At 65.9% G+C, this 25,256-nt stretch carries 12 protein-coding genes and 1 pseudogene; 10 read left to right on the forward strand and 3 right to left on the reverse strand.

Features of this window, described 5'->3' with window-relative positions:
- Nucleotides 1-9 precede the first annotated feature (9 nt).
- Nucleotides 10-1,101, reverse strand: coding sequence for a C40 family peptidase (locus ACFYY6_RS30840; RefSeq protein WP_389196747.1), 1,092 nt, complete (start codon nucleotides 1,099-1,101; stop codon nucleotides 10-12).
- A 629-nt stretch (nucleotides 1,102-1,730) separates the two neighbouring features.
- On the opposite strand from ACFYY6_RS30840, the gene ACFYY6_RS30845 reads away from it, so the two are divergent.
- Nucleotides 1,731-2,477 carry a DNA-methyltransferase gene (locus ACFYY6_RS30845; RefSeq protein ID WP_389196725.1) on the forward strand — a complete coding sequence of 249 codons (747 nt, stop codon included), beginning with the start codon at nucleotides 1,731-1,733 and terminating at the stop codon, nucleotides 2,475-2,477.
- Between the two features lie 98 nt (nucleotides 2,478-2,575).
- Here ACFYY6_RS30845 and ACFYY6_RS30850 read toward each other — a convergent pair whose 3' ends face one another.
- On the reverse strand, nucleotides 2,576-3,511 hold the full coding sequence (locus ACFYY6_RS30850) for a DUF5655 domain-containing protein (protein ID WP_389196727.1): 936 nt from the start codon (nucleotides 3,509-3,511) through the stop codon (nucleotides 2,576-2,578).
- A 359-nt stretch (nucleotides 3,512-3,870) separates the two neighbouring features.
- Between ACFYY6_RS30850 and ACFYY6_RS30855 the strand changes: the two genes are divergently transcribed.
- The 8 genes from ACFYY6_RS30855 (at nucleotide 3,871) to ACFYY6_RS30890 (ending at nucleotide 23,033) form a co-directional block, all read left to right on the forward strand.
- On the forward strand, nucleotides 3,871-4,779 hold the full coding sequence (locus tag ACFYY6_RS30855; RefSeq protein WP_389196729.1) for a hypothetical protein: 909 nt from the start codon (nucleotides 3,871-3,873) through the stop codon (nucleotides 4,777-4,779).
- 176 nt (nucleotides 4,780-4,955) lie between these two features.
- Complete coding sequence (locus ACFYY6_RS30860; protein ID WP_389196731.1) at nucleotides 4,956-5,663, forward strand: hypothetical protein; 708 nt, start codon at nucleotides 4,956-4,958, stop codon at nucleotides 5,661-5,663.
- Nucleotides 5,664-5,716: 53 nt separating this feature from the next.
- The gene (locus tag ACFYY6_RS30865) at nucleotides 5,717-7,021 is read left to right on the forward strand and encodes a hypothetical protein (protein ID WP_389196749.1); all 1,305 of its coding nucleotides are present in this window, start codon (nucleotides 5,717-5,719) and stop codon (nucleotides 7,019-7,021) included.
- On the forward strand, nucleotides 7,012-10,278 hold the full coding sequence (locus tag ACFYY6_RS30870; RefSeq protein WP_389196733.1) for a hypothetical protein: 3,267 nt from the start codon (nucleotides 7,012-7,014) through the stop codon (nucleotides 10,276-10,278). The genes ACFYY6_RS30865 and ACFYY6_RS30870 overlap by 10 nt, the downstream gene beginning before the upstream one ends.
- A 23-nt stretch (nucleotides 10,279-10,301) precedes the next feature.
- Nucleotides 10,302-12,959 (forward strand): RNaseH domain-containing protein, encoded by a 2,658-nt coding sequence (locus tag ACFYY6_RS30875; RefSeq protein ID WP_389196735.1) that lies wholly within the window; start codon nucleotides 10,302-10,304, stop codon nucleotides 12,957-12,959.
- 261 nt (nucleotides 12,960-13,220) lie between these two features.
- The gene (locus tag ACFYY6_RS30880) at nucleotides 13,221-16,691 is read left to right on the forward strand and encodes a helicase-related protein (protein WP_389196737.1); all 3,471 of its coding nucleotides are present in this window, start codon (nucleotides 13,221-13,223) and stop codon (nucleotides 16,689-16,691) included.
- 79 nt (nucleotides 16,692-16,770) lie between these two features.
- Nucleotides 16,771-19,626 carry a DUF1156 domain-containing protein gene (locus ACFYY6_RS30885; RefSeq protein WP_389196739.1) on the forward strand — a complete coding sequence of 952 codons (2,856 nt, stop codon included), beginning with the start codon at nucleotides 16,771-16,773 and terminating at the stop codon, nucleotides 19,624-19,626.
- Nucleotides 19,626-23,033, forward strand: coding sequence for a Swt1 family HEPN domain-containing protein (locus tag ACFYY6_RS30890; RefSeq protein WP_389196741.1), 3,408 nt, complete (start codon nucleotides 19,626-19,628; stop codon nucleotides 23,031-23,033). The genes ACFYY6_RS30885 and ACFYY6_RS30890 overlap by 1 nt, the downstream gene beginning before the upstream one ends.
- Nucleotides 23,034-24,399: 1,366 nt before the next feature.
- On the opposite strand, the gene ACFYY6_RS30895 is transcribed toward ACFYY6_RS30890, so the two are convergent.
- A complete protein-coding gene (locus tag ACFYY6_RS30895; protein WP_389196743.1) occupies nucleotides 24,400-24,579 on the reverse strand; it encodes a helix-turn-helix domain-containing protein in 180 nt (59 codons plus the stop codon).
- 277 nt (nucleotides 24,580-24,856) lie between these two features.
- On the opposite strand from ACFYY6_RS30895, the pseudogene ACFYY6_RS30900 reads away from it, so the two are divergent.
- A pseudogene (locus tag ACFYY6_RS30900) lies at nucleotides 24,857-24,997 on the forward strand (peptidase C39 family protein); the annotation flags it as partial.
- Between the last annotated feature and the right edge of the window lie 259 nt (nucleotides 24,998-25,256).

Genomic DNA, 25,256 nt, shown 5'->3' on the forward strand with positions numbered 1-25,256 from the left:
AAGCGCCGGTCAGACGACTCGGCGGGCCGCGAGAATCCGCGGCTTCCAGGAGGCGAGGGTCGTGATGCGGACCACGTCGCCGGTGCGCGGGGCGTGCACGATCAGGCCCTGCCCGATGGCCATCCCGACGTGCTCGGGTACGGAGGCCGTCCCCTCGGTGAAGAGCAGGTCACCCGGCCGGAGGGTGTCGGCCGACACCGCCTTGCCCTCCTTGACCTGCGTGTACGTCGTGCGCGTCAGGGTGACCCCGGCGGCCTTGTACGCCTGCTGCATCAGGGAGGAGCAGTCGCACCGGCCCATGGCGTCCTTGCCGTGGGAGTTCGTGCAGGTCCCGCCCCACTGGTACGGCGTGCCGAGCTGCCCGAGCGCCCACCGGATCGCCGTCTGGACTTCTCGCGGAGCGTCGGCGGGGATCTTGTACTCGGCCGGCAGCGCGCCGGGTGGGATGGTGCCGAAGTCGGTCCCGTCCCCCTCGGCACTGCAACCGCCCGCGATAGCGGGCGAAGGACTGCCGGCCGAGCCGGACGGCGAAGGGTCCGGTGACGTGCCACCGGCTTTCGGTAGCAGCGGCTCGATCGCCTTCTGCAGAGCGGTGGCCAGGGGCTCCCACTTGGCGTACGCCTCCGGGAAGCCTGACCGCTGCACGGCCTGGGCGGCCTGCGTGACGGACAGGGACTGCCAGCCCGAGACGTTCTTGAGCCCCTGGTAGAACTTGGTCGAGGCGTGCACCGGGTCGAGGATCTCGTTCGCGGTGCCCCAGCCCATCGACGGCCGCTGCTGGAAAAGCCCCAGCGAGTCGCGGTCGCCGTAGGTCAGGTTCCGAAGGCCGCTCTCCTGCAGGGCGGTCGCCAGGGCCACGACCTGCCCGCGGGCCGGGATGTTCATCGCGACGCCGGTGGCCTGGATCGTCTTGGCGTTGGGCACCTGCTCGGCCGGGTCGTCCAGGCCCGGCACGGAGACTGAGCCCTTGTCGCCGCCGTCCAGGATGGCCTTCACCTGGGCGGCGACGGCGGCGGTATCCACATCCTGTGCCCCGCCGGTCGAGCAGGCGGCCGAGGCGGTCCCGGCCCCGATGGCGAGAATCGGAACGGCCAGCAGCAGTGGAGCGGTGGCGCAGAGGCCGACGACGCCCCTTGGTGGTCTTCTTCATCGCCGCCGCCGTTCATCGAGGCGGCGGTGCCGGCCGGGTGACGGCGTCGGGTCGGGGCGCGGATGTATCAGGGCATGCTGCATCGCAGCGGCTCCTCGGTGTTCGTAGGAGGCGCGGTGCCGGCTTCTCGTGCAAAGCCGCCGGTACCGCGCCGATGTGCATCCGCCGCTCGGGCGGGCCCGGGTCAGGGGAGTTGGTAGCTCCCGGACGCCGGTCTCAGGTCACGCGCGGCAGCCAGCCGCGCTCGTAATCTCAGGCAGTACACCGGGGCTCCTGACGGTGTGCGGGAAGAAGGAGAGCAACGTGCCTCTGATACCGCTCGACTGGACGAGACAGCACGGATAAGCACAGGTCAGCGGTGGTGGAGCGAGGCTCCTGCCCGGTGACACGGCGAGACAGTAGACCGGGATTTCGGCCGCACCAAACGACTCCCGGACCGGGTTCCGCAGCACGGCCCGCCTCGTTGGGTACGGCCGGAGATCGCCACTAACCTCCAGCACAAGCCCGCCCCGGAAGAACGCCGTTGAGCGCTGCCCGGCGCGGGCCCCAGCCCCGCCATGCCCCGAGAGAGGCCCTTCCCATGAGTTACACGCTGCACCGAGGCGACGCCCTGACCGTCCTGAAGTCCCTTCAGGACGAAAGCGTCAACGCCGTGATCACCGACCCGCCGTACAACTCCGGCGGCCGTACGAGCTCGGAACGCACCGGACGTACCGCGCGCGCCAAGTACGTCACCAGCAACAGCGCCCACGACCTCGCCAACTTCCCCGGCGAGAACCGCGACCAGCGCTCCTACCGCTCCTGGCTGACCGAACTGCTCACCGAGGCGTACCGGGCCTCGACCGAGCACGCGGTGGCCATGGTCTTCTCAGACTGGCGCCAGGAACCGACAACGTCCGACGCCCTGCAGATGGCCGGGTGGACCTGGAGCGGCACCATCCCGTGGATCAAGCCCGCCAGCCGGCCCCGCAAGGGCGGGCCGAAGCAGGACTCCGAGTTCATCATCTGGGGTGTCAAGGGATCCCTCGACAACACCCCCGACCTCTACCTGCCCGGCCACTACATCGCCTCCCAGCCCCGCAAGGACCGGGTCCACATCACCCAGAAGCCCGTCGAGATCATGCAACAGCTCGTACAGGTCTGCCCCGAGGGCGGCACCGTCCTCGACCCGTTCACCGGCAGCGGCTCCACGGGCGTCGCGGCCCTTCGCGAGGGACGTCGTTTCGTGGGCGTCGAGCTGTCCTCGCACTACGCCGACGTGGCCGAGCAGCGGCTCCGCGCCGAGCTGACCAAGGACGACTTCGACTTGGCCGGACCGGAGGCCTGATCATGAGAGCAGAGAGAGCCCGGGGCCGGCGGGCCGCAGACGCCGAAGGGCGGCTGGTGCATCGAATGACCGATGTACCAGCCGCCCTTCTCGTTGCGTCACGCCGCCTCGAACGCCCGCCGGATCAACGGCACTGCCTTCTCCAGATCCGCTGCCGAAGCGAGACGCACCTCCAGGTCCCCGGTCCCGAGATGCCCGATGCCGCGCATGTCCCGGGTGAAGCCCTCCTCCGGCACGACCGAGTCCGGGTCGAGTCTGAGATAGACCAGGATCGCCTCGTGCTTCGGACGGAAGATCACCGACGCCACGTTCACCAGGCGCCGGTAGGCGATGTAGTGCCGCAGCGGCGCCACCTCGACCTCGCCCCACGCCGTGAGCGCCTCGTCCAGCTCCGCGTACAGGTCCCGCAAGGACTCGGGCACGAGGCTGGCACCCGTCGGCGAAGGAGTCGTCGGGACCGCCGGCGCGCTGTCGACCACCGCGTCCCGCTCCCGGCTCCGCCGAGACGAAGCGGCGCTCGCTGAGCCGGGCGAGGAGTCGACGAGCAGCAGACTCAGCAGACCACCCTCGAAGACCCGGTAGCGCACCAGGTCGATCCGCTCGGGCAGCCACTGCACGGCCACCCGGTCGTGGTGGGAGAAGCCGGCCGCGATGCAGACCATCCGCGGACGACGCCAGTCGATCGACTCGGCGGCCTCCGCGCCCAGCACCTTCCGGACCAGCGCCTCGAACTCGTGCTGCGCCGAGCGCAGCCAGGACAGGTACGAGACGGCCTGCGACAGCACCCCGCTGTCGGAGCCCCTCTTGAACTCGATCACCACCGGGGTGCCGTTCTCATCCAGCCCCAGCGTGTCGATCCGCCCCCGATGCCACGGACCGGTCGCATACTCCGACGCTACGAACCGGATACCGAGCATCTGCTCCAGCCCGGCCTCGACCCGCCGCTGCAGCTCCACCTCCAGCGCCACCGTCGAACCGGACAGCTCGACATCCCGCCCGTCCGCGTCCTGCCGGAACAACATCAGCTCGGCCACCAGCGTCCCCCTCCGTGATCTCCGCAAGAAGACCAATCAACGGGAGGCGCTGGCTATTCCGCTTGAGCAGAGGGAGGGCGGCTCGGCTCGATCTCCGGGCCAGTACGCTCGCGCCAACGTTCGTTGTCTCCTGGCTCCTCCCTGAACGTTCGGGGCTCTCCAGCTCGACCGATTGAATCGGCCAGCTGCAGGATGCCCGCATCACCTCGGCAGACCCAGCGGCTGCTACGAACCCGGTTCATCGGGCCACATTTGGCGATCCGCTGGACGGTCGGCGGCCGGACGTACAGTGTCGAGGGGCGTCGCTCCCCGAGGGGCGGGCGGCGGACGCAGGGCATCCCGCAGGTCGAAGGTGGGGCATGGACAGCAGCGAGTACGACGAGTACGAGGCCATTGTCAGAGTCCGGAAGGGCGCGCGTTTCACGCAGTCGAGGAAGACCGAGGGCGCTCATCGCGGCATGACACGTGACCCCGACACCAATCAGGTGGGTCAAGCCGAGATCTTCTTGAAAGAGAACGAGCCGGATCCGGTGGCGACGTACCCGCAGGGTTGGCTCGACTCTGACCGGCACGAGTCAGAGGTCCGAGCGCAGGAGCGTCGAGAGAACGCAGAGTTCCTCGCCGAGGTGCTCGTCCAGATCGGCCTCAGATTGGCGGAGAAGGCCGCGCCGCACGTCAGGAAGTGGTGGAACGAACAAGCGCTTCCGGCAGTGAAGGCAAAGTGGACCGACCAGGCGCTCCCGTCCGTGAAAGCGAAGTGGGGCAGCGTGGTACGAAGCCGCACGAGTGACCGCCGGGCTGAGGTCGTGGAGGACCTGCAGGAAGTTGTCGTTGTTTCAGGCGATCAGCGGACGACCATGAGCGCCGCGGAGACGCGGAAGCGGCTCGCTGAGGCTGTGTTGGCCAGGCTTTACAGCGATGAGCAGCTACGGCTGGTGCGCAACGCCCGGGTCGTGGATGAGGGGGAGGACGGTCCGGTGGAGCTGAGGGCGACGGACGAGCTCACGCCTCAGCGCATTGGGGAATACGTCGCGTTGATGCTCGAGGCGAACCCTGCGCTGCTCGGCAAGGACCCCCTGGCCGAACTCGGGAAGATCATCGCGAAGATTCCAGCCGACGGCGGCTACGTTCCCATCCCGAGAATGGAAGGCGCTGTCGCACGCCGACGGGAACGACTGACGAGCGGGCAAGGAGGCGACCGCGGCGGGCTGAGCCCCGGTCGGAGAGCCAGGTCGTGTTGTCCGAGGGTTGTCACTGGGCTGCCGTAGCCTGGCTGGCGTGCCACTAACGCCAGCCTCGCGCGGCCCGAACGGCAGTCGCGGAGGCGGCACATTTCGGCATGGCTCTGAGGCGTAGGAACATCGTCTGGGCGCTGCCAGCCACTGGCATCGTCGCCGGACGATGGACCTGCGTGTGATTCACCCTGCGGAAGAAGGCCGAGGCGATGTGGGATGGTCTGAATAGCCGTCAGCGCAGCTACTTGCTTGCCTGCTTTCGTGAGGACCAGGAAGCGGAGCGCCGTGCCAAGGCGGCCCGGTCCACCTATCAGGGCCCAGGGCCAGCGTCCGCATGGCGCAAGTTGCCGTTTTCGATCAAGGCCGAGCTTCCGTTTGCTGAGTACACCGCGATTCAGAGACGCCTCCGCGAGGACGGCCGCCTCGACGGCGGAGCCGGGGCCACCCTGCATGCTCTCGCCCGCAGAGGACTTCTGAGGATCACTGAAGATCGCATCGACGTTCCGGAGGTCGGTCTCGTCGCCCGCGTCCTGGTGGAGCTGACCCGTGAAGGTCGGGCATGCGCCCGTGCCGGGCTCGGTATTCCCCCTGTGCCGCGCCGTCCCAAGCATCTGCTGTCGGAGTGGCTGTGGGGGAATCTAGCAAGGGTCGCCGCCGCCGGTCCCGACGGGCTACCTGAGGACGTGATGGGAGGTAAGGCCAAGTACTACCTCGGTACCGGCTATCGCCCCAACGGTAAACCGAGCCGGGGCTACATCGACTGTTTCGCCATTCGCACCGAGAAAGGGCGCGGGACATTCGTTCTCGAGTACCGGTGGCGGATCACCGAAGCCGGAAGACAGCACATCAACGCATATCGTGCCGATTATCAGACCGTGTACCCCGATGTCCAGATCAACGCTCCAGATCCACTGTAACTCCCCAGATCGCCGCCCGACTGTCGTACCCCAGGTCTATCGTGCTGCGCGTGATGCCCATCTCGATGTCCGAGTCGATCGGCCATGACGTAATCCGGCAGATGGTGATGCGGGCGGCGGCCATGTCAGCCAAGGCCCTCACAAGCACCGACCAGTCCCCCGAAGGCTGTCTGCGCACTCTGATGGAGGGCCACGGGGAGGTCCTTGCCGCCCGTGGTCCCGGCCAGCCGCTCCCCTTCGACGCCTTCCTGCAGATGCTGACTGGCGACCTCGCCCGTCTCCTCCCCGACGGGGTTCCGCCGGAGGAGATGACCGGTGTTCACCTCATCAATGACGACGGCCTGTTCGAAGAGGACCTGTACGACCTGGACCAAGAACAGCGGGAGGTCGCGCGAGCCGTCCACAAGGCCACCCGTGATGGCAGGTCCACATCCCTGGCGGAACTTGAACAGGAGATGGACCAGGTCACTGTCTACTCGGGGCTGCGGAAGCGCGGGACCCAAGAGGCGTACACCAAGGGTCGTTCCGACCTGTCTCGGATGCCGGCCGGGACCGAGACGGAGGTGCGGCGGCTGAACCTGCCCAGCGTCGTCGGCCAGTTCTACCGGCCCATCAGTTTCGCCGCACTCTACGAGCAGTGGTGGTTCGCCTGCCCCGTGTGCCGCTGGCCGATGAAGGTCACCCAGCACCGTTCCCGCAAGTCGGTCACCGGCAGGGTCCGCTGCTTTTACCGGCCGCACGCGGAACTGATGGGAGCCTCCTACACCTTCAAGATCCCCGATGCTGGGAAGCCGCCGTCGCTGATCCCCGGCGCCCCACCCCCGGCCCCCACCGGAGCGGCGTCCGTCCTCGCCCCCGACCTGCGAGGGCCCGTGCCGCAGCCACTGCCAGCTGCCGGGTATCTCGCGCTGACGCGCGGGCCGTGGCGTTACACCACCGTCCCTGGCCTTGTCGAGATCGCCTTGTACGACGCGCTACGCTCACGCGGCTTTGCCGCTGCCCCAGAGCCCTACATGAGCCCCGCCGACCTGGGTGTCGGGGGCGAATGTCCCGGCGCCGTCACCGTGTGGCCCTACCAGGATGCCTATGACCTGCACGTGGATGTGTGGCACCACAACAGCGAGACGGAGTCCTTCCTGCTTGACATCAAGGACTTCACCTCGGAGAAGCTGCTGGCGAAGAAGATCCAGGCTGATGGCGGCGACGCGGGGGGAGCGGAGTGGATTGTCGTCCCGGACCACCGCGAAGCCTCTCTTCCTCTGCTGCGCGGGGTGTGCGAGGAGTTCCGCCTGAACGTGTCCACCGCGGGTGACATGGGCGAGAAGATCTGCAGGAGGGCGGGAGTCCGATGGGCCTGACAAGCAAGCTCCGCAAAGACGACGCGGCGGTCTTCTGTGCGCTGGCGCTCGCCGCCCACTACTTCCCCGGTCCGCCCGACGAGCACGGGCAGCCCACCGCCAGGTTCAGGTACGCCGCGTTCCTCCTGTCCGGCCAGTACGACAAATGGTCGGCCTGGGCAAGCCTCCCGCACGAGGAAAAGCAACGCATCGCCGACGTTCTCGTCAACGCTCCGGGCGAGTTCGCCAGCGCTCCGGCCTTCGGGGCGGCCGCCCGTAAACGCCTGGCCACCCTTCCTGCCGGGCAGGCCCCCCAGTTCGTCCCAGTCGGTGAACTTGCCGTGGCGGAAGCTGCCTCACTCCGGGTCGGAGACGATCTCCTGGGCTTTGTGGACCGCACCCTGAAACGGGTCCACAGAGACCACCCGCGCCCCAAGCCTGCGCAGCCCGCCTCAGCAGGAGTGTGGATGACCCGCAAGCTCTACGCCGGGGGCATCGGAGAGATCCAGGGCCGTGCTGTTCTTCCCACGTTCGCGGGCAGCTCCGAAACCGACCCGCGCCAGAGCCCGCCGCAGGTGTACACCGCCGCCCACACACCGAACGTCGAGATCGCTACCAGCGACCTTCTCGACCTCGCCAGGCAGCTGGATCAGCGGCTCAAGCCCGAAGGCCGGCACCTGCACCAGGTCCTCAAGGCGCTCTTTGGCCAGCTCAACACCACGGACACGATCTCTCCCAAGGAGATGATCCGCCTCTGCGCCGGTGCCACCGAGATCTTCAACGCCCCCACCGGTACCGGGAAGAGCGTCCTCGTCCGCGTCATGGCCTCGTGGTTCGCCATCAACAGGCTGACCCTCGCGATCGTCCTGCCCACCGTCGAGGCGACACTCGCGACAGCGTGGGACATCAGCCAGGACCTCGCATTCCTTGGCCACCCCGAGACGTGTACGCCCCTGATGTCTCCCTACGGACTGCACGAGCGAGCGATGAAGGTCGCCTCCCGCATCGAGGGCTCGATCGCCGAGCAGTCGGCCAAGATCCGGTGGAAGATCAGCCAGCTCTCCTACGGCTGCTCGCTGAACCGCTTCACCGAGTCCACACACCCCTACCCGGCCGGCTCGGAATCGTGCATGAGCCTCTACCCTCTGCCCCCGGCCAAGGGAACCCGACGCTGCCCGTTCGTGCCGGTGTGCGGGAAGTACCAACAGCACCACAACGCGTGCACCGCCTCCGTGGTGGTGACCAACCACCACAACTTCATGATGGGCCGGATGCCCATCGGCATCACCCTCGACGATCGGCCCACCGACGGCGTGAGCGTTGCCGAGTTCCTCCTGCGCCGCTGCCATGCCACCCTCATCGACGAGATCGATCAGTTCCAGTCCACGGCCATCGGGAAGTGCTCCAGCGAGCTGGTCCTGGACTCCCGCCTCGACAAGAAGATCCCGCTCCAGCAGCTCCACGACGAGCTGGGTAAACAGCCGCCCGCCACAGTCAAGGAACTCGTCCCGCCAGTCACCTACGCCCGCTACCTCACCGAGTTTCTGCTGGCCGCCGTCTGCGAAGGCCAGCTTCACCTGCGGCACTACGAGGGCGACGGTGGCCCCGTCGGTGACCGGGCGGGTATGAACAGCACCGGATGGCACATCTCGGGAGGCCGGGACCGCCGCCTGATCCACCTGCTGTTCCCCGAATCAGGCATCACCAGCGAACACGAGATCCCGCAGGAACTGTTCGACAAGCTCAACGCGCTCAGGCCGCCCAAGCCCGGCCAGGACCCGCTCGCCGACCCGCTCAGCACCGTGGAGCTGGAAGACCACTACCAGGAAGTCCGCGGTGTCCTCGGCGAGCTTCTCGGCCACCGCGGTACCGATCTGCTCACCCACGCTCAGCACCGCCTTGACGAACTCCTCAGCGACATCGTCAAGAACGAGCACGACCGCGCCGAAGCCGTCGAACTGCTCATCGTCCGCACTTGGCTGTCCGAGCTCGACGACACCCTCAACGACCTCACGGGCAAGACGGCCCAGCTTCGCTCCAGCGGCCTGGCCTCGGCCCGCGCCCTCGCCGAACGCCTCGAACGAGGCATCGGAGCCAACATCCTCCCGTTCGGCATGCTCGGCCGCGCACTCTTCGGCTACCGCGTCACCGGCCTGGACGACCCGGCCAAGACCGGCGAGCTCACCTCCCAGAGCATCACCGGAGACCCGCACACCTACACCGCCCAGTTGGGCAGCATCGTCTCCCTCGCTCTCGCCGGCGTGGAGCGGCCCGTCATGGGCCTGTCAGCGACCGCGTACTTCCCGCAGGCCGTCCGTGAGCACATCCACAGCACGGTGAAGTGGTGGATGACCGACGCCGCGCCGGACAGCATCCGTGCGAAGAAGCACACCATCACCGACTCCCTCAACAACCCCATCCAGATCTCCGGGCTCCCCCAGAACCTCAAGGCCGCCGCCCTCAAAGCGCTCGGCGAGAGCCTGTACGACACCCGCATCCACCCCGAGCTCGAACGCTTGGAGAAGGAGGACAAGGACCGCGCCCACGCCGCCGTGGTCGTCAACTCCTACCTGCACTGCCGCTACATCGCCCTGGGCATCTACAACTCCGGAAACTACACCGGCGGCCTGTGCGTCGCCGTCCCACCAGACAAGGAACGCCGCAGCGACCTGCCGCCGCTGCCCGCCGGCATCGTCGAGCTGACGCCCGAGGAGTTCGAGACCTTCCCCAGCAAGGGGAAGATCCTCATCGTCCCCATGGCACGTATCGCCCGCGGCCTCAACATCGTCATCGGCACTAAGTCAGCGATCACCCCCGTCTACCTGTGTACCCGCCCGCTGGCGCTCTTGAGCGATCCTCCGGAGATGTACGCCTCGGTCAACGCCGCCGGCCTTAACAGCCTGCCGAAGGAGCCCAGTGACGACCCCGTCGCCGCTCTCACAGCAGCACGCACCGAGGCATGGAGACGCCTCAGCCTGATCATGCGCTCCGCGCCCGGTTTCGGGTCAACCCACAAGGTCCTTCAGGAGGAGATCGTCGCAGGCATGGTCGTGGACATGATCCAGCTCGCCGGACGAGCACGGCGCGGCGGAACGGACATGACCCTGCACCTCGTGGACTACGCCTTCCATCGCGACTCGTGGCAGGCCGACCTCGCCAGCATCCTCCAGCGGATGCACACCAACTGGGACGAGGACGAACGTCGCCGTATGAACGACATCTACCGCGAAGCCCTCGCCGCCTTCCTCGCCTACGCCGGAATCGACCCCGCCGCATGACCTCCGAAGGAGAACTCGTCCCCATGTCCTCCCGACCGCCCAAGGCGACCCAGCGTCTCGACCTCCTCGCCGTCCGGGCCACGCCCAGCCTTCTCAAGGACACCACCGTCCACATCCGCGACTGCGGTCCGGCCGGCGTCAAGCTGTGGGGTGTCTTCGACAATGCCTACCGCCGACGGGCCGGGCGGGACGAGGTCCAGGCCCCGCACTCCGTCGCGACGACGGCCCTTCGCGCACTCACCGGCGGGTACGTCTGGCTCGATGCCAAACGAGCCGTCCTGGCCAGCCGCGACCCCATCGACGACGACACGATCCGCGACGTTTTCACCCTGCTGTACGGGCTGGCGACGGGCGAAGACGTCGATGACATCGACCTGAACCAGCCGGTCAGCATCGCGGAGAAGTTCGCCTCAACCCCCCAGGAACAGCGCGCGCTCGCTGACTACCTGCTGCACTCGCCGAGTGGGCAGCCCGACGCCCCCGGCTGGGTCTACGAGACAGTCGCCTGGGATCTCGCCCGCCGGATCGCGGCCGAACCCTGGGCGATCGACGGCCTGTCTGTCCGGCTTCGTCCTGACACGGCGGGCAGCCTCGTCGCATGGGACGATCCATGGCCGGATGAGACCGGAACCAGGTTCTCCCTGCCGCGGGTCCGGCTGCGGATGAAGACCGGGCCCAACGTGAAGGACCCCCTGATCCTCGTCTCCGCCTCGGCGACCCGTATCAGCAGTTCCATGGAATTCGCCCGCACCGTCCTTGCCGAGCAAGACCGCGCGGACCGGCCCCTGGTCGAGGTCGAACTCGACGGCCGGGGACGCCTGCGCAACGTCAACCGGCTCGCCCTGCAAGCTCTCTCCCGACTCGGCATGGGCCGCTCCGTCCTCCACGAGGTCGACCGGCAGATTCAGGCCGACAGGCTGGCCCGCCGGCAAGCCCAGGAGAACGGTGAGGAGAGGTCTGCCCCGCGGCCACTGGGCACAGTGCGGCCCATCATGGCCAAGAATTTCTACTTCCCCGTCGGCTCGGGTGTCGGGATGGACTACTACCGGGGGCTGTACGACCACATCCAGACCACCCTCGGCGACAACTGCCAACCCTTGTATGGCTTCTTTGAGGGCGGCAACTTCAAGCAGGCCAAGAAGGACGAAGTCCTCATGGAGCCGCTTGACGTCACCCGCTCCCTGGACGCCATGGGCCTCGAGCACCTGCGCATCGTCTGCCTGTGGGCGACCGATGAAATCCGTCAGCGGATGATCAACGCACTCGCTCGCGCCTACGGACTCGATCCGGCCAGCCTCAACCCCGCCGAAGGCAAGAGCGTCACGCTGCACGGCGCCCGGGTCAGCGTCGTATTCCACCACGTTCCCGACTTCCTCCAGCACGGATCCGCGGCCGGCAGGACCGCGCACACGGCCGACCTGGTCTCCTTGAAGGCGGCGTCAGGAGAGATCGTCGGTGTCTGGGCGGAAACCGAGTACGGCGACGGGAAGAAGGGCTCTCCGCCGAGGCCGAAGGACAGCGAAGACGCGAAGCACCAGACACACCGGATCCTCGCCAAGATGGGTCTGGTGGTCCAGTACATCGACAGTGCTGTCCAGACCGGCATCGACAAGTCCACCGGCATGGACCACCAGAGTCTGTCCTGCCTCATGGATCTCTACCGCAATCTCGGGTTCATCGACCGGCGGATCTCCCGCGTTCTGATCAAGCCCGTCGGCGAGCTGCCCGCCGACGGGGTAGCGCACTGTGGCGTTCATGTCCGCAGGCAGTCACGCAGGCCGGGCGAGAGGGACGCCAGGATCTCTGTCTCCGCGAGTGTCCTCAAGCCACCTACCGTGCCGGATGGTGCGTGGACGCTCCACGGGTGGTCCTACACCGACCGCACTTGGAGGCCGTACCACCTGGCCGAAGCCGCCTTCCACGCCGCCGATTACCCGGCTGGGAAGATGACGGAATTCATGGACAACTTCGCCGGCTACTCCAGCACCGCCAAGGTCATCGACCAGGCGCTGGAAGACCTCGCCGACTACCTGGGCAGCACCCCGTACACGGTGACTGTGGACGGCGTCGCCTGCCGGCGGCTGTGGAAGGGCCTGAACAACAGGACCCAGGGCCAGCCGCCCGAGCCCAACACCACCTGGCTCCCGGGTTCCACCATCGCCCCCAGGTACCGGCCGATCGCCGTGATTCGCCTCAACACCACCGACGAGGAGGTCCCCCGTCCGGTGCAGGTGACCATCACCGACGAGGACGACAGCGAGATCAAGACGAAGGAACGCACCACACAGGTCTTCCGGATCGACCCCGACCTCGGCGAGCAGTGCACCTGGCTGCTGGTCAACACCACCCACCAGTTCGACGGCAACGGTGCCGGCAGGCAGGGCTCGAAGAAGACCCGTTACGGCGCACTGCCGTGGAACAAGGGTAAGAACGAGATCAAGGCGAACTACTACGCCATGACCGCGACCGAGATCTTCCCGATCACCGTGAACACTGACCACCGCCGAGAACTGATGATGGTGACCGCCAGGCTCTGCCACCAGGCCCTCGCCTGGAAACACCGCACCCGCTACCCGATCCCCCTCCACGCGGCCCTCCAGATGGACAAGGACCACCCGCAGTACCGGCGCACCATCGCGCCCGAGGACCTCGACGGCGAGATGAGCGGCGAGGACGAGTAGCTCCGTCGCCTCTTCCGCGAAGCGGCGCGTGTGCCCCCTCGCCTACTCCGCCTCATGTTGTCAGACCACGCTCGATGGTCTCAGCATGGCCAAACTAGGCCTCGGGGCCTCTGCGCCTTGTCGCTGCCAGGATGCGGCTCAAATTCGATGTCTGTTCAACGACGAGACGGTCATGATCGGATTGCGGGGTGTGAGCGCATCCTCCCTGGTTACGATTGATCCGCCGAGGCCGCTCGGCACCTGGTCATGGAGAAGGGGCCCATGCGCGCCGATGACGTCAAGCCGGGCGTTCGCCTGACCGGGCTGTCCTCAGGGACGGTCACTGTCGTGGCTGTCACAGAGATCGGCCCCGCCCTGCAAGTGACGATCCGGGACGACCTCGGGCAGCTGTCCGATCAGGTGCTCTTCCCTAGCGACATCGCGTCGCTGCAATCAGAGGCGCCGAAATCGCGGTGGTCGTTCGACGCCGACCCCGGACAGTTCCGGCTGGCCGCCGAGGCGCTGCGCATGCAGCACGCGGGCCTGTCGGACCCGATGCTGGCGGTGGAAACAAGCGACATCGACCCGCTGCCTCACCAAATCCGTGCCGTTTATGGCTCCATGCTGGCCCAGGCCGGCTCCCTGCGCTTCCTGCTCGCGGACGATCCGGGTGCCGGGAAGACAATCATGGCTGGCCTGTATCTCAAGGAACTGCTGCTGCGCGGTGACGTGCAGCGTTGCCTGATCGTCGCCCCTGGTGGGCTGGTCGAGCAGTGGCAGACCGAACTCGCGGAGAAGTTCGGGATCGAGATGGCGATCTTGACACGAGACCTTGCGGAAGCCGACCGCGACGGCGACCCGTTCCGCCACAACCCGATGCTGATCGCGCGCATGGATCAACTGGCTCGCAACGAAGAGTGGCAGGCCATGCTCGCGCAGTCGGAATGGGACCTCATCGTCGTGGACGAGGCTCACCGCATGAGCGCGTCCTGGTTCGGCAACGAACTCAAACGCACCCGTCGCTACGAACTGGGCCAGCTGCTCGGCAAGATCACCCGACACTTCCTGCTCATGACCGCGACCCCGCATTCCGGGTCGGAGGCCAACTTTCAGACGTTCCTTGCCTTGCTGGACCCCGACCGATACGACGGCCAGTACCGCCAGGGTGTGCACTCCACAGATACCACCGGACTGATGCGCCGGATGATCAAGGAGGACCTGCTCACCTTCGAGGGTAAGCCCCTCTTCCCTGAGCGGGTGGCTGAGACGGTCGAGTACACCCTCTCCCCGCAGGAGATGCTCCTGTATGAAGAGGTCACTGAGTACGTACGCACAGAGATGAACAGGGCCGAGCAGGCCGACGGCAAGCGGCGCACGGTCGGCTTCGCGCTCACAGTCATGCAGCGACGCCTCGCTTCCAGCCCTGAAGCGATCTACCAGTCGATTCGTCGCCGAGTCGCCCGCCTGCGCACTCACCGTGCGCAGATCTTGACGGGCCCGTTCATTCCGCCGCCCGAGACGCTGTCGTTCGACCCGGACGACTTCGACTCCGACGAGCTGGGCGCTGCCGAACTGGAGCAGCTGGAGAACGAGGTCCTGGACGCCGCTACTGCCGCGCGCTCCGCAGCCGAGCTGGACGCCGAGCTCGCAGTCCTGGCCCGTCTGGAGGAGATCGCCCAGGAGGTGCGTGCCTCGGGTGAGGACCGCAAATGGCAGGAACTGCGCTCCCTCGTCCTCAAGGCCCGTGAAGATGGCCTGAGCGGTGCCCAGCACGCCCCGCGCAAGATCATTGTTTTCACCGAGCACCGCGACACCCTCGACTACCTCGCAGGCCGCATCACTACCCTCCTCGGTGGCGATGAGGATGCTGTTCGCACCATCCACGGTGGCACCGCGCGACAAGCACGTCGGGAGATCCGCACCAAATTCACCAACGACCCGCGCTGTCATGTCCTGATCGCGACGGACGCCGCCGGGGAAGGACTGAACCTTCAGGCCGCGCATCTGATGGTCAACTATGACCTTCCCTGGAACCCCAATCGGATCGAGCAGCGCTTCGGGCGTATCCACCGAATCGGCCAGCGCGAGGTCTGTCGGCTGTGGAATCTGGTGGCCTCAGAGACCAGGGAGGGCCAGGTCTTCCAGCGCCTGCTGACCAAGATCGAACAGCAGCGCCGCGCCTACGGTGGCAAGGTCTTCGACGTCCTGGGGGAGAACGCCTTCGCAGACGAGCCGCTGCGCGAGCTGCTCATGCGAGCCATCCGCTACGGCGAGCAGCCCGAGGTCCGGGCCTACCTGGACCAAGTCATCGACAGGTCCGTAGCGGATGGCCTGCAGGAGTTGATCAGGGAACGTGCCTTGGCCACCCCGGAGATAGGGGTGGAAGAGCTCGCCGAGCTGCGGCGCCAGATGGACGAAGCCCGCGCCCGGCGGCTGCAGCCCCACTTTGTGCAGGCATTCGTCATGGAGTCCCTGCGTGCCTTGGGCGGCCGGGCGTCCAAGCGGGAGAAGGACCGGTTCGAGCTCACCCAGGTGCCGGCAGCACTGCGCGAAGGGCGGCGTACCATCAGCCCGCGTTACGCACGCATCACCTTCGAACCCTCGGCCGTCGTGGTACCAGGCCGCCCGGACGCAGAGCTCATAGCCCCGGGTCATCCGCTAATGGACGCGGTCACCACCGAGATCCTGAACAGGTACGGCGAAGCCCTCACCCGCGGAGCCACTTTCCTGGACCGGACCGTCACTACTCCGCAGCTTGTCTTCGCCCTGCTGGAGGAGCTCTCGGACGGGCGCGGCACTGCGGTTAGCAAGAGGTTCGAGTATGTGTCGGTGCTGTCCGACGGAACCGCACATCCCGCAGGTCCGGCCCCGTACCTTGACCTGTCCCTGCCGACAGAACTAAACCTTGAACAGCGCACCGCGCTGGCTCTCGCCATCCACTCTGAGCTGTCCTCGGTCTGGCTCGCCGATGGCGTGGAGAAGATCGCCCAGAACTGGGCGATCCAGCACGGCCTACCCGAGCACCGAGCCGAGATCGTTGCTCGCGTCGTCCCGGCCGTCGAGCGCACTCGAAAGCTCGTACGTCAGCGGCTGCTGGCTCAGATGAACTATTGGGACGGCGAGTCCATCAAGCTTGCTGAGGCGCAGGCATCGGGCAAGAAGATCCGGATCTCGCCGGCCACCGCACGTGACCGTGCTCGATCGCTGGAAGCCCGGCTCGAGCGCCGCCAGGCCGAGCTCGACCTCGAAGCTCAGATCAATGTGCGTCCGCCACAGATCATCAGCGTTGCGCTCGTCCTGCCGGCCACGGTCATCCCAGGAGCCGCCAGCGAACAGAACACACCCGGCAGCTTCGCCCTGGACACCACCGTCACCGAGCGTCGGGCCGTGGACGCGGTTCTGGCCGCCGAGCGTCGGCTGGGCCGGGAGCCCGAGGAGATGGCGCACTCCAACAAGGGGTTCGACATCCGATCCCTTAAGTCTGACGGCCACCTGATCTTCATCGAGGTCAAGGGACGGGTACTGGGCGCCGACAACTTCACCGTCACCACTAGTGAAGTCGGCTACGCCAAGAACGCGGAGCCCGACTATCGGCTCGCTCTCGTCGCTGTCGACCCCGACACCCCCGACGGGTCGAACGACCAGGTTCGCTACGTGCTCAACCCCTTCGCGGACCTCGTCCTGGACAAGTACGTCGACGACCTGCGCCGCAAGTGGAAAGCGGAGTGGGACCGTGGGGTCGATCCCCTCTGACACACAAGATCCACACGTTTCTTCCGCTCGAACACCACCCGAGGCACAGTTCGAGCGTCTCGGAATCTAAAGTGAGCAGGTGAACACCGTAGTGCAGCCCGGAATGCCCACAGGCTCTGTCCCTCGACGCAAGCTCATCGAGGTCTCCCTCCCGTTGGAGGACATCAACGCCGAGTCGGCCCGTGAGAAGTCGATCCGACATGGGCATCCCTCCACGCTGCACTTGTGGTGGGCCCGCCGGCCCCTGGCTGCGGCCCGGGCTGTGTTGTTCGCCCAACTTGTCGATGACCCGTCCTCGCACCCGGAGCTGTTCCCCACAGAGGAGGAGCAGAAGAAGGAGCGCGAGCGTCTGCATGGGATCATCCGACGGCTGGTGGCCTGGGAGAACGTCAACGACGAGGGCCTGTATCGAGAAGCCCGCGAGGAAATCCTCAAGAGCACGGGAGGGAATCCGCCGGCAATCCTGGACCCGTTCGCGGGCGGCGGAACGATCCCACTGGAGGCCCAGCGCCTGGGCTTGGAGGCTCATGCCAGCGACCTCAACCCGGTACCTGTACTGATCAACAAGGCCCTCATCGAGATCCCGCCGAAGTTTGCGGGGCGGCCACCCGTCTTCCCGGGGGCTGCCGAGAGTCGGTTGGGGCCTTGGCCCCGTGCCACAGGCCTGGCGGAGGACGTTCGTCGGTACGGTGCGTGGATGCGTGACCGCGCTCAGGAGCGCATTGGCCACCTTTACCCGCAGGCAACCGTTCCCGTCATCGGGCCGGACAGGCAACCAACGGGGAGATCGGTAAAGGCTACCGCAATCGCATGGGTGTGGGCGCGTACCGTCATTTGCCCGAACCCTGCGTGCGGTATTCGGATGCCCTTGATGGGATCATGGTGGCTCGGTAAGAAGAAGGGAATGGAGGCCTATGCCGTTCCTGTCTTGACCGATGATTACGCCTCACCCGGAGGTCGACGTGTTGATTTCCGGATCGAACACGACCCTGCGATTGCCCCCGACAATACGGATAGCGGGACGGTCGGCCGCAAGGGCGCACACTGCGTAGGGTGCGGCAGTGCTGTCGAACTCAAGTACATTCGAGCCGAGGGGCGCGCAAAACGCATTGGTCAGCAACTGGTTGCTGTAGTCGCAGAAAAGGACCGGCGTCGCATCTATGTTCAGCCTGATGCTGTTCATGTTGATGCGGCAAGCGTGGAACGCCCAGAAGAGATTCCGCATGGGGAGCTGGGGCATTATCCCCGCGACATTAAAGCCCCGATCTATGGGATGACGGATTTCGCAGACCTCTTCACCAATCGGCAACTTGTCGCGCTGACCACATTTGGCGATCTCATTGGTGAAGCTCGAGAGCGCGTTATCTCCGACGGTGTTGCGGCTGGGGGTAGTCGTGGGGTTCCGCTTAGCGATGGTGGCACAGGTGTTGAAGCCTATGCGGATGCGGTAGCCACGTATCTTGCTTTCGCCCTCAGTAAGCTTGCTGCGCGTAATAACACCATGTGCACTTGGGAAGCTCGGATGAATCGGCTTCGTGGGTCGTTCCAGCGGCAGGCGATCCCGATGACTTGGGATTTCGCCGAAGCGCCGCCACTTGAAGAATACGGCGGCGGATTTACTGCAGTACTCGCCTCCGAAGCTGAGGTCCTTGACGGCATGTCTGCCGCGCGAGTCGTCGGTGCCGCGGGGCAGGCGGATGCCGCTAGTCGCACATACGACAACCTCCTTATCTCAACGGACCCCCCGTATTACGATAACATTGGATACTCGGATCTTTCCGACTTCTTCTACGTCTGGCTTCGGAGGTCTCTCCGGAGTGTTCATTCGAACCTCTTCGGGACAATGCTCGTCCCTAAGGCGGAGGAGCTCGTAGCCAATCCATACCGTCATGGCGGGAAGGAGGAAGCGGAGGCCTTTTTCGAGAAGGGGTTTGAACACGTCTTCTCGCGTGCGCGCCAGTCGGCATCTCATGAATACCCCATCTCCGTCTTCTATGCGTTTAAGCAGGCGGAGCTAGAAAAGGAGGGGGTCGCGAGCACAGGGTGGTCTACGTTCCTTGATGGCATGATTCGCTCTGGTTGGACCATCACTGCAACTTGGCCCGTGAGATCCGAACTTCCAAACCGCATGATGTCCGTCGGTATGAATGCACTTGCTTCATCTATTGTGCTGGCTTTGAGGCCCCGAGAGAAGGGGGCGTCTGCGACCGATCGCACCGGTTTCCTTGTCGCTCTACATGATGAATTGGAAGCTGCCCTTCCTAAGATTCGCGAGGGTGCGATCGCTCCGGCGGACCTACGGCAGACGATCCTGGGGCCGGGGATGGCGGTGTTCTCTCGCTTCTCCCGCGTGCTGGAAGACGACGGTTCCGCGATGTCCGTGAAGACCGCGCTAGCACTGATCAATCAGACCTTCGACTCCCTCCAGAACGAGCACGACGCCGAGCTCGACGCCGGCACTCGGTTCTGCCTGGACTGGTTCCGTTCATACGGCTGGGACACGCGCCCCTACGGTGACGCCGAGTCGCTGGCCGTGCCGTTGGGCTTGTCTGTTGACGGGATCGCCCGAGGCGGAACCCTCACCTCCGGCGCTGGCAAGGTCGCCCTGATCAAGCCGCAGGACCTCGACTCCCGGTGGCATCCGGCCCATGACGACCGGCTGTCGCTGTGGGAGGTCACCTGCCACCTGGCACGTGCGTACGCGACCGAGGGGCGTGAAGAGGCCGCCAGGCTGATGGCCGAGGTCAAGGGCAGGGTGGAGCTGGATGAGGTCAACCGCCTGGCCACGCGCCTGTACGAGCTGATGGAGTCTCAGGACTCGTCGACCGCCGGCCTGTTCAATGGGCTCGGCGGCGCGTGGGCCGATGTCTCGGCCACGTCGACCACGATTCGCCCGGCCGCTGTGGCCGAGATGCTCTTTGGGGAGGAGATCTGATGGCGCTGACGAACAATGAGAAGGTACTGCGCAGCTTCGACCAGCTACTGGAGGGCATGCGGCCGTGGGTCGACATGCGTATGTCCGCACAGGCTCCGGCCGGCAAGGACTGGGTCGAGCTGATTGCCGCTGAGGACGTGGCTAAGTTCGGCACGGCCAAGGCATACTCGCGGGACGATGTGCGGTTCCTGCTGCGCATTGTCACGGAGAGGTGGAAGGTCTTCGAGAAGGACCTTTCGCGCCCGCAGTCCGCGTTGGCCTCTGAGCTGCGGGAGACCGCGAACGCGGCTCACCACGGGCAGAAGTTTTCCTCGGACGACACCTACCGCGCACTGGACACGATCGAGCGTCTGCTTACCGTGATCGGTGCCGGGGACGAGGCTGATGCGGTCGCGAAGATGCGCATGGAGCACCAGCGGGAGGTCTTCGAGAAGCAGACCCGCAACCGGCTGATGCGCGAGGCGCAGGCGGTCAAGGTAGCCGGAATGCAGGCTGGTACTGCGATCAAGCCGTGGCGTGAGGTCATCCGGCCGCACGCCGACGTGATCCGTGGGCAGTTCTCCGCCGCAGAGTTCGCTGCCGATCTGTACGCCGTGGCCCATGGGCACACCGCTGCCCCGGAGTATCTGAACCCTGCTGAATTCTTCTCTCGTACCTATCTCACCAGCGGTCTGTCTGACTTGCTGACCCGTGCGCTCAAGCGCCTCTCCGGGGACGCCGGGGCGAGCCCGGTGATAAATCTGCAGACCCAGTTCGGTGGCGGTAAGACGCACTCGATGCTCGCTCTGTATCACCTGTTCTCCGAGGGACTGGCCACAAACGCGCTGCCTCAGGCCGTACAGGATGTCGTGCATGCCTCCCTGCCCGCGGCTGAGGGCGACCCTCTGAGGGCGCTGCACGTTCAGCGGGTCACGTTGGTGGGTACGAAACTCTCTCCGAGCCAGCCGATCGTCAAGGACGACGGCACGCAGGTGCGCACGATCTGGGGGGAGCTGGCCTGGCAGCTCGGAGGCCGCGCGGCGTACGACCGTGTCGCGATGGCTGATACGACTGGGACCGATCCGGGTGACGCCCTTGACGCCGTCGTGCGTGACGTCGTTGCCGGCGGCAAGAGCGTGCTGATCTTGATCGACGAGTGGGTGGCCTATGCCCGCCAGCTCGTGGGCCGCGACGACCTTCCCGGCGGATCGTTCGCCACGCAGCACACCTTCGCCCAGCACCTGACCGAGATGGCCAAGTCCATCCCGGGCGTCATGCTCGTGGTCTCCATCCCGGCTTCCGACTCCCTGGACAACGGAGGCGGCGGCTCGGCGCTGGAGGTGGGTGGCCCCAACGGGCACGTCGCTTTGGAGACCCTGCAGCACACCATCGGCCGCAATGCCGACGACTGGCGGCCGGCCAACAACATTGAGTCCTTCGAGATCGTGCGCCGGCGCCTGTTCGAAGAACCCGATGCCGTGGCATTGGCTGACATCTCCGCGGTCGCCAAGCAATACGTGAAGTACTACCAGGAGAACACCGGGTTCTTCCCGCGCGAGACGACCACAGGCGAGTACGAGCAGCGGATCCGGGCGGCCTACCCGATCCATCCCGAGTTGTTTGACCGGCTCTACGAGGACTGGTCGACGCTGCCGAAGTTCCAGCGCACCCGCGGTGTGCTGCGTCTGATGAGTGTGGTCATCAACTCGTTGTGGGCCGAGGGTGACACCACTCCACTCATTACGCCCGGTGCGGTGCCTGTGCATGACACTCAGGTCTTCAGTGAGATCACCAAGTACCTGGATGACAACTGGAAGCCGGTCGTCGACAAGGACGTCGACGGCGAGGGTGCTACTCCGGTTCAGATCGACCGCGAGCGTCCATCGTTCGGCCAGCGAGCACTCACCAGGCGTGTCGCCCGGTCGGTCTTCATTGCGACAGTTCCGACGCTGCGCTCGGCGCACAAGGGCGTGGACATCCAGCAGCTCCGCCTGGGCGCCGCAGTACCCGGCGACGTCATCAACCACATCGGTGACGCCCGCGCATTGCTGGGACAGCGTGCCACGTACTTCTACGAAGACGGCGATCGCTCCTGGTACGACCTTGCTGCTTCCGTCTCCCGGGTGGCAGCCGACCGGGCTGCTGGCTACAGCGAGGCTGACGTGCACGCCACGATCGTCGAACGTCTCAAGATCGTGGCGAAGGGGCCCAAGGCTTCCTTCGGCGCTGCGTACGCTGCGCCTCTCGACACGGGGGACATCCCTGATTCCGAGGTTCTTAAGCTCGTAGTGATGCACCCGAAGTTCACCTGGGGCAAGGACGCGTCCACCGCCGCTGACTTCGCCGAGCGTCTCCTGCGGGAGGCCGGCAACGGGCAGCGGCAGCGGCGCAACATGCTGGTCATGGTCGCCGCCGATCGTGAAACCTACCCTGAACTCGACGGAGTGGTACGCGAGTACCGGGCCTGGCAGTCGATTGCCGACGAGGCTGACGAACTCGAGCTCAGCGCCCAGCAGCGCAAACAGTCCATCACCCGCGCGCGCCAGTTGGACGCGGCCGTCAACGACCGTGTCCGTGCCGCCTTCACCGCCGCGCTGATCCCGACCGAGCTGCCCGGCCAGAAGCCGACCATCTCCTTCACCCGTGTTGCCAAGGACGGGGGCTCCCTGGCCGAGCGCGTCACCGCGGCGCTCAAGGCTAAGGGGTGGATCACCCCTGTGCTCGGCGCCACGCTCGTACGTATGGCTCTCGAAAGCTCGCTGGCCAACGCCTGGAGCAAGGGGCACGTGCGGTTCGGCGACCTGTGGTCCTGGTACACCCAGTACCCGTACCTGAAGCGTCTGCCCAACCGACAGGTGCTTGAGCAGGCTGTGCTCAGCGCTGCGGACGTTCTCCTGTGGCAGCAGGACGCCTTCGCGCTCGCCGATAGCTACGACGAGGCCACCGGCGACTACCAAAACCTGTGGATTCACGGTGACAAGCCCGAGCCCGGGTTCGTCAGCGACGACATGCTTCTCGTCCAGCCGGCACGAGCGGTCGCCCAGCGTGCGCGGGTCGTCGCCACCCCGCCGAGTGCCCCGGAGATCCCGGCGGAAGACACCAGCAATAGCGAAGAACGCACCCCGCAGCCCAGCGTCATCACTCCTCTGCCGGGCGCCAGCTCACAGCCTTCGACGCCGACGGCCAAGAACGTCCCGCAGAGGTTCTGGGGCGTCAAGACCCTCAACCCCAACCGACCTGCGGCCGACTTCGCCAGCATTCAGCAGGAAGTCCTGGCACACCTTGAAGCGGCCGACGGCGTCCAGCTGGAGGTTCGCATCGAGATCACCGCAACCACCGCCGACGGTTTCACCGAGCAGCAGGTACGAACCGTCCGCGAGAATGCTGTCCAGTTGAAGTTCGAGGACAGCGGCTTCGAAGAAAGCTGAACAACCTACACACCGAACCGCAGTCCCACATGCGACGGGCCCTTTGGCGGCTCGGGATAAGGCGACCGCCTCCCGAACCGCAACGGGGCCCAGGTTGGGTTTACCTACTCAATTTGATCCAGCTCAGCGCGGAGCCGTTTGGCCGTGGCTTCGGCTCGTTGCAACCTTCGCTCCAAGGCGGACCGCGACGGTGGAGGCGTGCTCCCCTCTGACTTCTCAGCCTTCTTCTGCCGGGGACAAGCCATCCGACGCGCTCGTAGGCGGTGATCACTCGTACTTGAGGGCAGGAGTAGCACAGCCGCTCCGGCTGCGGCGTCGGCCAGCCGTCTGCAAGCATCCGTTGCGTGTGTTCTCGCTCCCGCTCAGTCTGAAGTTCCGGGTTCGTGCGCCAGGCCTCCTCGAACTCGGCGGACATCTGCAGCACTCTGTGCGGCGGTGCTCGGTGGAGCCCCGAGACAGGGGTCCAATCGAGGCTCGGGGCGACGACCTCATCCGCGTGGCCGCAAGTCAGGGCGACCTTCCAGAAGGCAGAAGTGTGCGGCTCATCGTGCCAGATGAGTGCCCACACCTTCGGATCAACGCCATCCGGTGGTTCCAGTGGGTCGCCTGGAAGCGTCGCCTCCTTCCGCTCGCCCCACTCGGCGATCATGCGATATGGAGCTGGAGGGGAGTCATCGTGCCAGCAGATCATCTGCCCAGGAGGCAGCCGTGAGTCGTGTACGTGTTCCTTCCGCTGCACCTCGTACGGCGGGGTTCCGTCTCCGCGGGTGAGGACCTCTGGGATGCATCCGCAGTCGAGCTGAACACGCCACCGGAACGCGCGGGTCAGATCCGGAATTAGGAAGCCCCAGAGCACTCTCGGGATGTACCCACGCATTTTCGGCTACCTCTGCCTCGCACTCCCGTAGTACATCCTTGCGAGGCCTGGCCCTGCCGGGAAGCCATTGCAGGGTGGGGGTATACGACAGTGGCCTGTCCTCCAGGAGAGAATGGCCACTACTGGTTGGAGGGGCACCCAGGGCGTCTCCGGTTCGTTGCCCAGAGCGGCTGTCCATCGATCGCCGGCGGGCTGTGAGCGATTGATCGGCATGCTACAGACCCAGATCCGACGCCAATGGAATGCCGTGCTGGTTCACTCGAGTGAGTGACCCCTCATAAGTGTCAAGCGCCCGGGTCCCTTGGGCATCCCGGGGCTTTTCAGGGACTTTCACGTCTACCCAGGGAGATCCGAAGGGCTTTCCGCCATGTAAGCAGAGGAGGCTCTGGCAGCGTCACTGAAAGGCACAAAGCGTGGTCAGGGCCTCGACTCGGCACTCGATGATGTTCACGGCGAGACCACCGCAGGCGGTCTCTTTGCGCTTCACGTTCATGCGACCATTCGGCATCGCTCTTCCAGCCATCGCTGAATCTCTGCTGGAGAGAAACGAAGCTGTTGGCCAACGCGGAAGCTCGGCACTTCTTCCTTGATGTGGTTGTCGTACACCCAAGAAGCCGGCTTCCCGAGATAGGTGGCAAGCGTCCTGACGTCCCACATCGGTTCACTCACAGGTCATTCCTTTACGCTTGCTTCGGCTGCTCGCGAGGACAGTAGTGAGGAATGGCGGCCGCACCAAGCGGGTGGAGGTCTGCGTGGCGACGAGGGGGCACAAAGTCAGCACCGATCCAGCACGACGCACCCGAACGGACCGGAACGGACGCCAGCGGAAGTCAGCACCAGGTCAGCACCGGCGCCTTCTCGCTCGATTTGCCTTACGTGGCCCGCGCCTCTGACCTGCATGTTTGTGCGGGAGAGCGCCGTGTGGTAAACGGCGCCCTCCCATTTGGAGAACATCTGGCTGCGCACCAAGCGCTACGACGCGAACGGCAAGGTCAGGAGTGGTACGGGCGGGGTCTGCTATCTCTACTGGCCCGCTCGTCCGACACCGCCTCAGCGCCGGGTTCTGAGGTCGTTCGGCCTGCTGTGAGCATGTGCGGTGCCACGGCCGCCTCGGCCACCTGACGGCAGCGTTCCCGGCCGTCCTGCGCGAGGTGGCCGCACCGGTCCCACCGTGACCTTGATCGAACGATGCCCGAGCCGGCGAGAACCTAGGACTTGTCCGGTCGATCATGTGACTGCCTTGCGCCTGGGTCGTTGATGTGGGCATGGGGCGGGGTGATCTGAGTGATGCCGAGTGGGAACGGCTGCGGCCGTTCCTGCCTGTCAGCAACAGGCGCTGTGGCCGG

It is taken from the genome of Streptomyces sp. NPDC001750 (assembly GCF_042892615.1).
GTDB lineage: Bacteria > Actinomycetota > Actinomycetes > Streptomycetales > Streptomycetaceae > Streptomyces.

Coding starts and splice junctions, on each gene's coding strand:
- ACFYY6_RS30860 (WP_389196731.1), top strand. CDS start 4,956: ATGTGGGATGGTCTGAATAGCCGTCAGCGCAGCTACTTGCTTGCCTGC.
- ACFYY6_RS30855 (WP_389196729.1), top strand. CDS start 3,871: ATGGACAGCAGCGAGTACGACGAGTACGAGGCCATTGTCAGAGTCCGG.
- ACFYY6_RS30890 (WP_389196741.1), top strand. CDS start 19,626: ATGGCGCTGACGAACAATGAGAAGGTACTGCGCAGCTTCGACCAGCTA.
- ACFYY6_RS30865 (WP_389196749.1), top strand. CDS start 5,717: ATGCCCATCTCGATGTCCGAGTCGATCGGCCATGACGTAATCCGGCAG.
- ACFYY6_RS30880 (WP_389196737.1), top strand. CDS start 13,221: ATGCGCGCCGATGACGTCAAGCCGGGCGTTCGCCTGACCGGGCTGTCC.
- ACFYY6_RS30870 (WP_389196733.1), top strand. CDS start 7,012: ATGGGCCTGACAAGCAAGCTCCGCAAAGACGACGCGGCGGTCTTCTGT.
- ACFYY6_RS30845 (WP_389196725.1), top strand. CDS start 1,731: ATGAGTTACACGCTGCACCGAGGCGACGCCCTGACCGTCCTGAAGTCC.
- ACFYY6_RS30875 (WP_389196735.1), top strand. CDS start 10,302: ATGTCCTCCCGACCGCCCAAGGCGACCCAGCGTCTCGACCTCCTCGCC.